Origin of the sequence: Phycicoccus sonneratiae (assembly GCF_016887965.1) — a bacterium.
In the GTDB taxonomy this organism is placed as follows: Bacteria; Actinomycetota; Actinomycetes; order Actinomycetales; family Dermatophilaceae; genus Phycicoccus; species Phycicoccus sonneratiae.
Map to the genome: position 1 here is coordinate 113,239 of NZ_JAFDVD010000003.1, position 10,683 is coordinate 123,921.

Genomic DNA, 10,683 nt, shown 5'->3' on the forward strand with positions numbered 1-10,683 from the left:
GCAGGCTAGGTCGGTCCGGGAGTGCCTCCGCGACGCAACGCCGGGGGCGGGCGGGACACGTCGGCATCCGCGTGACGCGTGTGACGCCTGATGCCGATGGGGCTCCCGAGACGAGGACACTTTCTCTCCGGATGCCGGAAGGTTCAGTGACCTGCCGGTTGCAAGCGGCAGGTCACCGAAGGAACCGGCAGCCGGAGAGAAAGTTGAGGCTCGGGTCAGAGCTCGGGGAACCAGATGCCGATCTCGCGGGCGGCCGACTCCGGGGAGTCCGAGCCGTGGACGATGTTCTCCTGGACCTTCCGGCCCCAGTCTCGGCCGAGGTCGCCGCGGATGGTGCCGGGCAGCGCCGCCGTCGGGTCCGTGGCCCCGGCGAGGGCCCGGAAGCCCTCGATGCACCGCTCGCCCTCGATGACGACCGCCGTCACCGGACCGCTGGACATGAACTCGCACAGCGGCTCGAAGAAGGGCTTGCCGACGTGCTCCTCGTAGTGCACGTGCAGCCGGTCGAGGTCGGGCGTGAGCACCTGGAGGGCCACGAGCCGGTAGCCCTTGGCCTCGATGCGGCGCAGCACCTCCCCGGTGAGGCCCCGGGCGAAACCGTCGGGCTTGACGAGGACGAGCGAGCGTTCTGTGGTCACGCCGCCAGCCTACTCAGCGGCGGCGGCGCCCTCGGCGGCGCGTCGGGCGCTCAGCGCATCGACCCGGGTGCCCTGGACGAGCAGGAGCACCCAGAGGGCGGTGAAGACGACGGCGACCCCGACCATCGCCGGCACGAGCAGCGCGCTCGCCCACGTGAGGACCTGCACGAGCCACCCCAGCGGCAGGCCGACCGGCCCCCGCATCAGGCCCGCGGCGACCACCGCGAGGGCCGCGAGCCCGAGCCCCACCCAGAGCAGCCGTCCGCCGTCGGCGGCCCGGTCGTCGGCGATGGCCAGGGCCCGCACGACGAGGGCGAAGAACGAGAGCACGACGGCCTGCCCCACGAGCGCCACCGCGAGCAGCCGGTAGGTGAACTTCCCCGTCGTGCCGACGAGCGGCAGCCTCACCGGGCGTCCCCGCCGTGCTTCCAGCGGTAGGTCTCGACGGCGGTCTTCGACTCCTTGAGCCCGGCCCCGGTCGCCTCGCGGTAGAGCTTGATCGCACCGATCAGCTGGTCCTGGGCGAGCTGGACGTCGATGGCCTGCTGGGCCTGCTCGGGCAGCTCCTCGACCGGTGTGAAGCTGACGTGCGAGCGCAGTGACGGCCCGGTGCCGTCCCGCAGCGCCCGGACGACGAACCACACGGCGGCCACCACGGCGACGAGCAGGAGGAGCTTGACGAGGGGGCTCATGCCTCCAGCGTAGGTGGCGCCCGGCGGAGGGCGCCTCGGCGACCTCGCCCGAGCCGGCCCGCGCCCGCTGCCGGTGGACTTCCTGAGAGGCCGTCTGCGAGAACTCGCAACCCGTGCTCGCGGACGGCCCCCGCCGACATATCCTCCGACCGTCCGACCGCACGACCACTCCCGGGGGAACCCTTCATGGCCCGCGCCCGCACCACCCTCACCCGCCTCGTCACCGTGGTCGGCGTCGCCGCGCTCGCGGTGCTCCCCGCCGCCGCCGCGCGGGCCGCCGCCCCGTCGACCGCGCACCCGGTCGCCGCCGTCACCGCGGCCCCGGCCCCCACCGTCGAGCGCACGAGCGGGGTCACCCAGCTGAGCGACCAGGCGACGCCCGAGGCCCCCGGGACGGTCCTGTACGACTCGCGCTCGCAGGGTGGCGCGCTCAGGGCCAAGGAGGTGCGTTCGCTCGACCTGCTCTCCGGCACGCCGCTCACCGCGCCGTCGGACGCCACGGCGGTGATCCTCAACGTCACCGCGGTCTCGCCGAGCACGGCCGGCTGGCTCACCCTCTGGCCGGCGGACCAGAGCCGCCCCGCCGCCTCGACCCTCAACTTCGCCCCCGGCACGCCGACGCCGAACATGGCGGTCGTCCGGCTCACCGGCTCGCGCACGCTGCGGGTGATGAACGGCTCGGGCGGCACGACCCACGTCCTCGTCTCCTTCCGGGGCTGGGTCCGGTCGAACAGCGGTCAGCAGCGCCCCGGCTCCCTCACCCCGACGGACGCGACCCGCGTGCTCGACACCCGGCTCACCGGTCCCGCCGTCCCGGCGTACGGCTACCGCGACGTGACGGTCACCGGGGTCGGGGCGCCCAGCGGCGCCTCGGCGGCCCTGCTCGACGTCGTCGCGGTCAAGCCGACCCGGGCCGGCTACCTCGTCGCGCACCCCTCCGACACCGCCCGGCCCGCGACGACCGCCCTCACCTACCGGGTCGGCGGCGACCGGGCCGCGCTCTCGCTCATGCGGCTGTCGTCCGGTGGCGCCGTGCGGGTCTGGAACATGTCCAGCGCGCCAGTGCACCTCGTCGTCGACTCCTTCGGCTGGGTGGCCGGCGGCGACGACACCGGGACCCCCGCGGTGATGTCCGCGCAGGCCCCGGTCCGCGTGCTCGACACCCGGCCCTCCATCGGCGCACTCTCGCCCGGCCACAGCTCCGTCGAGGTCCCCGTCCCCGGCGACGACCAGGGCTCGCCCGGCGACCGGCCCTCCGGCGTCGTGCTGGCCATCACCGCCACGGCCGGCACCTCCGGCGGCCACCTCGACCTCGACGTCGACGGCAACACCACGCTCGACCCCGCCGCCCTCACCCCGAGCATCGTCAACTTCGGCCGCGGCGAGACCGTGACGAACACGACCGTCGTCAGCGTCCCCACCGGCGGCCGCCTGCGCCTCCACTCGAACACGACGGGGTCGGTGCACGCCGTCGTCGACGTCGTGGGGGTGGTGCGGCCGCGCACCGAGCTCAACGGCCGGCTGGTCACCGAGGACGGCGGCGCCCCGGTCTCGCCGGGGGCGGTCACCTTCGGCCCCAGCGGGTCGTTCGTCGGGCGGACCGCCGCGGACGGGACGTACCGCGTGCGGACGAACACCGTCTACGCGGTCAACGCCTGTGGGCGCGCGACGACGACGCAGGGCGCCACCGACCCCGCGTACGCCCTCGCCTGCGCCGGCGGCACCGTCTACCCCACCTCCATGCCGCTCGGCGTCGGGGTGCGGGTCAGCGCCCCCGACGTGCTCGTGCCCCGGGTCGGCAGTGCGACGGGCACGGTCACCGTGCCCTTGGGGAGCTCGGTCTCCGGTACCTCGGTCGTCCTGCGCCGCACCGACGACGCCTACGCCGTGCGGATCACCCCCAACGCCGCGGGTCAGTGGACCATGCCCGCCGTGCCGGTCGGCGACTACCTCGTGAGCGCCAACGCCCCCTTCGGCCTCGTCGGGGAGGTGCTCGACGAGCTGCCCTCGGACCTCGGGGCCGGCACCGCGAGCGCGCAGCAGGCTCGCATCGACGACCTGCTGGCGGCCGGCGCGCAGACCCTCACGGTGTCGGCCGGCGCCCAGTCGACGCCGCCCGAGGCCCAGCTCCTCGTCCCCGGCTCGCTCACGGTCGACGTCACCGACCCCGACGGGTCGTACGGGAACGTCACGACGACGTGGCGCACCGCGTCCGGCTACGTGGCCCTCACCATCACGGGCAGCCAGACGTTCACCCGCTCGCTCCGTCCCGGCGCGTACACGGTCTGCGCGACCGAGGGCACCGCGACCGTCTGCACCGGCGGTGCCTCGACGTGGCAGGAGGCCACCCCGGTCACCGTCGAGTCCGGCGCCACGACGGTCGTCCCGCTCTCCGTGCCCTGACCGCCGGCGTCCCCTGACATCCGTCACGACCACCTCGTGACCGGCGTCGGGGGCGCTGCGGCCGACGCCGGGCCACCGTGGAGGGCATGAACGCGATCACCCTCCGCTCCGTCACGAAGCACTTCGGCGAGGTCCGGGCCGTCGACGGCATCGACCTGACCATCGGCCAGGGCGAGGTCGTCGCCGTCCTCGGGCCCAACGGTGCCGGCAAGACGACGACCATCGACATGGTCCTCGGCCTGAGCACGCCCACCGACGGCGACGTCGCCGTCTTCGACCTGCACCCGCGGGAGGCGGTCGAGCGGGGGCTGGTCTCCGCCGTCCTCCAGAGCGGCGGGCTGCTCAAGGACATGACCGTGCGCGAGTCGGTCGAGTACACCGCCGCGCTCTTCCCGTCGGCCCGCCCGGTCGACGAGGCGCTCACGGCTGCCGGCCTCACCGCCATCGCCGACCGGCGGATCAAGGACTGCTCGGGCGGTGAGCAGCAGCGCACCCGCTTCGCGATGGCGCTCGTGCCGGACCCCGAGCTGATCATCCTCGACGAGCCGACGACCGGGATGGACGTCGCCGCCCGCCGGGCGTTCTGGCAGGCCATCCACGCCGACGCCGAGCAGGGCCGCACCGTCGTCTTCGCGACGCACTACCTCGAGGAGGCCGAGACCTGGGCCGACCGGGTGGTCGTCGTCCGCTCGGGGAAGGTCGTCGCCGACGGCACCCCGGCCGAGCTCGGCGCGATGACCGCCGGACGCGTCGTCCGGGCGACCCTGCCGGACGCCGATCCCGACGCCCTGCGCGCCCTCCCCGGCGTCGTCGAGGTCGAGGTGCGCGGCTCCTCGGTGACGCTCGTCAGCACCGACTCCGACGCCCTCGCCCGCCACCTCCTGACCCAGACCGCGGCCCGTGACCTCGAGGTCGCCGGCCGCAGCCTCGAGGACACCTTCGTCGCGCTGACCGGCGGCGACGCCGAGACCACCCCCGCACCGGAAGGACTCCCCCGATGACCACCGCCCCGTCGACCGACGTCACGAGCCGGCCGCTGCCCCGGCGCACGCTCGTCAACCCGACGATCCTGCGCATCGAGATGCGCCGGCTGGTGCGCAACCGGCGCATCCTCGTCTTCACCTTCGTCTTCCCCGCCGTGATGCTCGTCTTCATCGGCAGCCAGATCACCGGCTCCGACGACTCGATGGGCCCGCACGCCGTCGCCAACGTCGGCGCCTACGTCATGGCGAGCATGGCGGTCTACGGCGCGGTGATGGCGACGACCTCGGCCGGGGCCTCCGTGTCGATCGAGCGGGCCGCCGGCTGGAGCCGCCAGCTGCGCCTCACCCCGGCCCGCCCGCTGTCGCACGTCGTCGTGAAGATGCTCGTCGCCGTCGTGCTCGGCGCCACGGCGACCCTCGTCACCTTCGTCGTCGGGGCGGCCACCGGGACCGCGCACGTCACGGCGATTGCGCCCTGGTGGCAGATGGCCCTCGTGATCGTGCTCGGCTCGCTCGTCTTCGCCGCCTTCGGCCTCTTCATGGGCTACCTGCTGCCGAGCGAGAACGCGATGCAGTTCCTCGGCCCGATGCTCGCCATCCTCTCGATCTTCGGCGGACTGTTCTCCGGACCGCTGCCGACCGACTCGCTCTACGGGCAGATCGCGCAGTGGACGCCGATCTACGGGCTGAGCCAGCTCGCGCACTGGCCGCTCACCCTGACCACGACCGGGGCGCACGACGCCTTCCGGATGGCCTGGGTGCTCAACCTCGTCGTCTGGGGCCTCGTCTTCGTCGCGGGTGCCGTGTGGCGGTTCCGCCGTGACACCGAACGGGTCTGACACGCTGTGAGCGTGGGTGGGCTGACACGGACCGGCCGGTGGGACGAGGACGACCTCGTCGCACCGGCCCATCCGGCCGGGCGGACGGCCGGCCGGGCCCTCGCGCTCATCTGGCTGTTCTACCTCGCCGAGCCGTTCGTCACCGCGTGGAACGACCCGCAGCGGCTGCGCGGCGTCACGGCGATGCTCGCGCTCGTCGTCTTCGCCGGGCTCTACGTGTGGCACTTCCTCGTCTCGCCGCTGCCGGTGCTGGGCCGTTCCGGCTTCCGGCCGCACCCGGGCCCCCGGTGGCCCGCGCTGGCCCGCTACGCGGCGCTCGCGGTGGCCGCCGCGGTCGCGACGCTCCTCGTCGGTCAGTCGGCCGCCTCCACCTGGGTCTTCCTCGCGGTCTCGGGCATCTGGGCCCTCACCGGGTGGTGGCCCTACGTCGTCGCGGTCGTTCTCGGCGCCGGGTACGAGCTCGCCGCCTACCGGCTGGACAGCTGGGAGCGCGACAGCAGCCTCGTCTTCGGCCTCGCGGTGGCGATCGTCGCGGTGACGAGCATGACGATCGCCGTCGGCCGCTCGCGCGACCTCGCGCTCGCCCAGCGAGAGAACGCGCGGTTGGCCGTGCAGGAGGAGCGCAACCGCGTCGCCCGCGACCTCCACGACATCCTCGGCCACTCGCTCACCGTCATCCGGATCAAGTCCGAGCTCGCCGGGCGGCTCGTCGAGCTCGACCCCGCCCGCGCCCGCGCGGAGGTGGAAGCCGTCGAGGCCCTGGCCCGCGAGGCGCTCGCCGACGTGCGCGGGGCGGTCGAGGGCTTCCGGGAGATCTCCCTGTCCGGCGAGATCGCCCGGGCCCGCGCGGCCCTCGAGTCGGCGGGCATCGAACCCTCCCTGCCCCGGGCGGTCGACGGGGTCGACCCCGACCTGCGCGAGCTGTACGCCTGGACGGTGCGCGAGGGCGTCACGAACGTCATCCGGCACAGCGGCGCGAGCACGTGCACCGTGACGATCGACGCGCACGGCCTGCGCCTGCGCGACGACGGGCGCGTCCCTCCGGCCGGACCCGCGGCGCGCGCGGGCGGCCACGGCCTCGGCGGGCTCGCCGAGCGGGCCCGTGCGGCCGGTGCGACCCTCACCGCCCGGCGCCTCGACCCGCGCGGCTTCGAGATCGTCGTCGCTCCCGTCCCGGCCGCGAGCGAGCGGTGACCCCCATCCGCGTCGTCCTCGCCGACGACCAGGCGCTCGTGCGGGGCGGGCTCGCCGCCCTCCTCGACCTCGAGCCGGACCTCGAGGTCGTCGGGCAGGCCGAGGACGGCGAGCAGGTGCTGCGCGTCGTCGGCGAGACGGTGCCGGACGTCGTGCTCATGGACGTCGAGATGCCCGGCGGCGACGGCATCGAGGCCACGGCCCGGGTGCGCGAGCGGCACCCCGGGGTCCGGGTGCTCGTCGTGACGACCTTCGGCCGGCCGGGCTACCTGCGGCGCGCGATGCAGGCCGGCGCCTCCGGGTTCGTCGTCAAGGACACGCCGGCGCACGCACTCGCCGACGCCGTGCGCCGGGTCCATGCCGGGCTCCGGGTCGTCGACCCCGCGCTGGCGGCCGACTCCCTCGCCCTCGGCGACTCGCCGCTCACCCCGCGCGAGACCGACGTGCTCCGGGCCGCCGAGTCGGGGGCGACGGTCGCCCAGCTGGCCCGCTCGCTGCACCTCTCCGAGGGCACCGTGCGCAACCACCTCAGCGCGGCGATCGGGAAGACGACGGCGCGCAACCGCGCCGACGCGGTGCGCGTGGCCCGCGACGCCGGCTGGCTCTGACCCTCGTCGGGGCCGGCGGGTCAGACCTCGGTGGTGCCGAGGAGCATCCTCACGTCGGCGGCGGTGACGACCGAGCCCGTGGCGAGCACCCCACCGGCGACGCCGCCCTCGTCGGCGAGACCGGCGGCCCGGTCCAGGGCGTCGGGCAGGTCGTCGACGACCGTGACCCGGTGCTCGCCGAAGATGTCGGACGCGATCTCGCCGAGCTCGGCGGCCCGCATCGAGCGCGGCGAGCTGTTGCGGCTGACGACGACCTCGTCGAGGACCGGCTCGAGGAGCTCGAGCATCTCGGCGGCGTCCTTGTCCCTCATGACGGCCAGAACACCGACGAGCCGGACGAAGGTGAACGCCTCGGAGAGGGCGTCGCGCAGGGCCCTGGCCCCAGCCGGGTTGTGCGCGGCGTCGACGAGCACGGTGGGGCTGCGGCGGACGATCTCGAGCCGGCCCGGTGACTCGACCGCGGCGAGCCCGGCGCGCAGGACCTCGATGTCGAGGGGCTGCTCGCCCCCGCCGACGAAGGCCTCGACGGCGGCGACGGCGACCGCCGCGTTCTGCGCCTGGTGCGTGCCGTGGAGCGGGAGGAAGAGGTCGGGGTACTCGGCCGCCAGGCCACGCAGCGACAGCTGCTGCCCGCCGACCGCCACGTCGTGCGCGGTGACGCCGAAGTCGTTGCCCTCGAACACGATCCGCGCACCGACCTCGGTGGCGCGGTCGACGAGGACCTCCGCCGCGGCGAGGTCGGGCTGCACCGCGGACACGGTGATGGCGTCGGGCTTGATGATGCCGGACTTCTCGCCGGCGATCTCCTCGGGGGTGTCGCCGAGGAAGTGCCGGTGGTCGACGTCGATGGGCGTGATGACCGAGACGGGGGCGTCGACGACGTTCGTGGCGTCCCAGGCGCCACCCATCCCCACCTCGACGACGGCGACGTCGACGGGCAGGTCGGCGAAGGCCGCGTAGGCGACGGCGACGAGCACCTCGAAGTAGGTCATCCGCGGGCCGCCCTCCTCGGCCGAGCGGGCGTCGACGAGGTCGATGAACGGCGCGACGTCGTCGTACGCGGCGAGGAAGCGCTCGGCCTCGATCGGCCGGCCGGCGACGGCGATCCGCTCGAGCATCGAGTGCAGGTGCGGGCTGGTGAATCGCCCTGTCTTGAGCCCCATCTCGCGCAGCACCGACTCGACGATGCGCGCCGTGCTCGTCTTGCCGTTCGTCCCCGTCACGTGGACGACGGGGAAGGTGCGCTGCGGGTCGCCGGCGAGCTCCATGACGGCCCGGATGCGGTCGAGGGAGGGCTCGAGGTCGTGCTCGGGGGCGCGGGCGAGGATCGACTCCTCGACCTCGCGCATCCGCTTGCGGACCTCGAGGGCGTGCGCGGCCTCGCGCTGGGCGGCGTCGGGTGCAGGGCTCACCGGCCCATCCTCCCGCATCCGGCGGCGGGCACGGGCGCGGGCCTCAGCCGGGGCGGCGGGCCACGGCGCAGCGGGCCAGGGCACCGAGCGTGAACCCGCCGGTGGGGTCACCGAGCCGTCGCCCCACCTCGGACCGCACCCGCGCCCGCTCGTCCTCGGCGAGCGAGAGGCAGTGCGTGCCCGCGGGGCCGATGCCCGCGAGGAACCCGGACCACAGCTCGTCGAGGTCGCGGTAGGTCGACGACACGGAGAGCTCGGACTCCTCGACGTCGACCAGTCCGGCGGCCTCGAACAGGTCGGCGATCTCGCCCGGCTTCCCGAAGCGCAGCGTGCGGGCCTCGTCGGGGGCGTCGGGGTCGACCACCAGGGCCGCGTCCCAGTAGACGCGCAGCATCTCCATCCCCGCGGCGAAGTCCCAGACGCACGCGGCGACGGTGCCGCCGGGGCGCACGGCGCGGGACATCTCGGCGGCGGCCGCGGCCGGGTCGCTCGTGAAGTGCAGGACGAGCTGGGCGAGCGCGACATCGGCGGAGGCGTCGTCGACCGGCAGGTCCTCGGCCCGGCCGAGGCGCACGTCGACCCCCGGGTTCCGGTCCCGGCAGGAGGCGACGAAGGGCTCGGAGGGGTCGACGGCGGTGACGACGTCGGCACCGAGCCGGTCGACCAGCACGGTGGTCAGCGCCCCCGGTCCGCAGCCGACGTCGAGCGCCGTCGAGCCCGACGCCACCCGGGCGGCGTCGGCGAACACCGGCGCCAGGGACCGGGAGTAGCGGCCCATGAAGAGGTCGTAGACCTCGCCGGGCTGCCGGAACGAGCGGGCGCCCTCGACGTCGGGGACGGGGTCCATCGGTCCTCCTCGGGCTGCCGCCCGTCCGGGAGGAGGACGGCCGGTGCCGCCCCGGACGCTACGCCGGTGCGGCAGCGGGCGACACCCCTCGACCGGATCAGGCGGGCGGGACGCCGCCGAAGTCCTCCGGCGTGAACTCGCGCGGCTCGACGAGCACCATCCAGTTGCCCGAGTTGTCGCGCATGAGCGCCTCGACGCCGTAGGGCCGGTCCTCGGGCTCTTGGAGGAACTCGACGCCCTTGGCCTTGAGCTCCGCGACCGTCCGCCGGCAGTCGTCGACGTGCAGGCCGACGCCCGGCAGGCCGCCCTCGAGCTGGGCGCGCTGCATCGCGGCGATGAGGTCGTCGGAGAGGGGCTTGCTCGGCGTCGTGAGGTGGAGAGAGAGCTCGGGCTGCTCGGGGTGGGTCACGGTGACCCAGCGGAAGTCCTCGCCGAGGGTGATGTCGTCACCCGGTGCGAAGCCGAGGACGTCGGTGTAGAAGGCGAGGGACTCGTCGAGGTCCTTGACCCAGACGGACACGAGGGAGACGTTGGTGATCATGGCTCGACGCTAGGGGCTCACCTCAGCCGGACGCTTCTCCCGGATTGCTCGCCCGTCCCGTCCCGTCGTGCGCCGGCGCCCCACGCCGCTCGACGAGCCCGGACATGAAGACCCAGCAGCCCGGGATGCGCGGCGCCCCCTGCACGGCGTACCGACCCTGGAACGCACTCGGCGTCTCGCCGACGACGTCCCGGAAGCGGGCCGAGAACGACCCGAGGCTGGAGTAGCCGACCGCGTGGCAGACCTCCGTGACCGTGAGGTTCGTCGTCCGCAGCAGGTCCTGGGCGCGCTCGACCCGCCGCTCCCCGAGGTAGGCCAGCGGGGTCGTGCCGTAGACGGCCGCGAAGGAGCGGAGGAAGTGGAACTTGCTGAGCCGCGCGGTGGCGGCGAGCAGGTCGAGGTCGAGCTCGTCGGCGAAGCGCCGGTCGATGAGGTCGCGCGCCCGGCGCAGGTGCACGAGGACGTCGCCGGGGACGCGACGCTCGGGCTCGGGCACGACCCCGACCCTACGGGTGGTCGCGGAACC

12 protein-coding genes are annotated in these 10,683 nt (G+C 74.6%); 5 read left to right on the top strand and 7 right to left on the bottom strand.

Annotation, left to right across the window (positions count from 1 at the left end; translation table 11 throughout):
* Positions 1–215: 215 nt before the first annotated feature.
* The 3 genes from ndk to JQN70_RS01320 are packed head-to-tail and all read right to left on the bottom strand — an operon-like array spanning position 216 to position 1,330.
* The gene (ndk, locus tag JQN70_RS01310) at positions 216–638 is read right to left on the bottom strand and encodes a nucleoside-diphosphate kinase (RefSeq protein ID WP_204129511.1); all 423 of its coding nucleotides are present in this window, start codon (positions 636–638) and stop codon (positions 216–218) included.
* Positions 639–647: 9 nt separating this feature from the next.
* Entirely contained in the window at positions 648–1,046 is a 399-nt protein-coding gene (locus tag JQN70_RS01315; RefSeq protein ID WP_307835747.1) for a DUF4233 domain-containing protein, read from the bottom strand.
* On the bottom strand, positions 1,043–1,330 hold the full coding sequence (locus JQN70_RS01320; protein WP_204129512.1) for a hypothetical protein: 288 nt from the start codon (positions 1,328–1,330) through the stop codon (positions 1,043–1,045). Before JQN70_RS01320 ends, JQN70_RS01315 begins: the two co-directional genes overlap by 4 nt.
* Positions 1,331–1,516: 186 nt before the next feature.
* Between JQN70_RS01320 and JQN70_RS01325 the strand changes: the two genes are divergently transcribed.
* The 5 genes from JQN70_RS01325 to JQN70_RS01345 all read left to right on the top strand — a co-directional run bounded on the left by JQN70_RS01325 (position 1,517) and on the right by JQN70_RS01345 (position 7,357).
* On the top strand, positions 1,517–3,733 hold the full coding sequence (locus tag JQN70_RS01325) for a carboxypeptidase-like regulatory domain-containing protein (RefSeq protein ID WP_204129513.1): 2,217 nt from the start codon (positions 1,517–1,519) through the stop codon (positions 3,731–3,733).
* An 86-nt stretch (positions 3,734–3,819) separates the two neighbouring features.
* Positions 3,820–4,734 carry an ABC transporter ATP-binding protein gene (locus tag JQN70_RS01330; RefSeq protein WP_204129514.1) on the top strand — a complete coding sequence of 305 codons (915 nt, stop codon included), beginning with the start codon at positions 3,820–3,822 and terminating at the stop codon, positions 4,732–4,734.
* The gene (locus JQN70_RS01335) at positions 4,731–5,555 is read left to right on the top strand and encodes an ABC transporter permease (RefSeq protein ID WP_204129515.1); all 825 of its coding nucleotides are present in this window, start codon (positions 4,731–4,733) and stop codon (positions 5,553–5,555) included. The genes JQN70_RS01330 and JQN70_RS01335 overlap by 4 nt, the downstream gene beginning before the upstream one ends.
* Positions 5,556–5,567: 12 nt before the next feature.
* Entirely contained in the window at positions 5,568–6,749 is a 1,182-nt protein-coding gene (locus JQN70_RS01340) for a sensor histidine kinase (protein WP_204129516.1), read from the top strand.
* Positions 6,746–7,357 (top strand): response regulator transcription factor, encoded by a 612-nt coding sequence (locus tag JQN70_RS01345; RefSeq protein WP_204129517.1) that lies wholly within the window; start codon positions 6,746–6,748, stop codon positions 7,355–7,357. The genes JQN70_RS01340 and JQN70_RS01345 overlap by 4 nt, the downstream gene beginning before the upstream one ends.
* Positions 7,358–7,377: 20 nt before the next feature.
* Here JQN70_RS01345 and JQN70_RS01350 read toward each other — a convergent pair whose 3' ends face one another.
* The 4 genes from JQN70_RS01350 to JQN70_RS01365 form a co-directional block, all read right to left on the bottom strand.
* Entirely contained in the window at positions 7,378–8,787 is a 1,410-nt protein-coding gene (locus JQN70_RS01350) for a bifunctional folylpolyglutamate synthase/dihydrofolate synthase (protein WP_204129518.1), read from the bottom strand.
* A 25-nt stretch (positions 8,788–8,812) separates the two neighbouring features.
* The gene (locus JQN70_RS01355; RefSeq protein WP_204129519.1) at positions 8,813–9,616 is read right to left on the bottom strand and encodes a class I SAM-dependent methyltransferase; all 804 of its coding nucleotides are present in this window, start codon (positions 9,614–9,616) and stop codon (positions 8,813–8,815) included.
* Between the two features lie 97 nt (positions 9,617–9,713).
* Complete coding sequence (locus tag JQN70_RS01360; protein ID WP_204129520.1) at positions 9,714–10,157, bottom strand: VOC family protein; 444 nt, start codon at positions 10,155–10,157, stop codon at positions 9,714–9,716.
* A 22-nt stretch (positions 10,158–10,179) separates the two neighbouring features.
* Positions 10,180–10,653, bottom strand: coding sequence for a helix-turn-helix transcriptional regulator (locus JQN70_RS01365; RefSeq protein ID WP_204129521.1), 474 nt, complete (start codon positions 10,651–10,653; stop codon positions 10,180–10,182).
* Positions 10,654–10,683 lie beyond the last annotated feature (30 nt).

Excerpts from the sequence above, each read along its gene's own strand:
- JQN70_RS01320 (WP_204129512.1), bottom strand. The coding sequence starts at position 1,330 with ATGAGCCCCCTCGTCAAGCTCCTCCTGCTCGTCGCCGTGGTGGCCGCC.
- JQN70_RS01325 (WP_204129513.1), top strand. The coding sequence starts at position 1,517 with ATGGCCCGCGCCCGCACCACCCTCACCCGCCTCGTCACCGTGGTCGGC.
- JQN70_RS01330 (WP_204129514.1), top strand. The coding sequence starts at position 3,820 with ATGAACGCGATCACCCTCCGCTCCGTCACGAAGCACTTCGGCGAGGTC.
- JQN70_RS01335 (WP_204129515.1), top strand. The coding sequence starts at position 4,731 with ATGACCACCGCCCCGTCGACCGACGTCACGAGCCGGCCGCTGCCCCGG.
- JQN70_RS01350 (WP_204129518.1), bottom strand. The coding sequence starts at position 8,787 with ATGCGGGAGGATGGGCCGGTGAGCCCTGCACCCGACGCCGCCCAGCGC.
- JQN70_RS01355 (WP_204129519.1), bottom strand. The coding sequence starts at position 9,616 with ATGGACCCCGTCCCCGACGTCGAGGGCGCCCGCTCGTTCCGGCAGCCC.
- JQN70_RS01360 (WP_204129520.1), bottom strand. The coding sequence starts at position 10,157 with ATGATCACCAACGTCTCCCTCGTGTCCGTCTGGGTCAAGGACCTCGAC.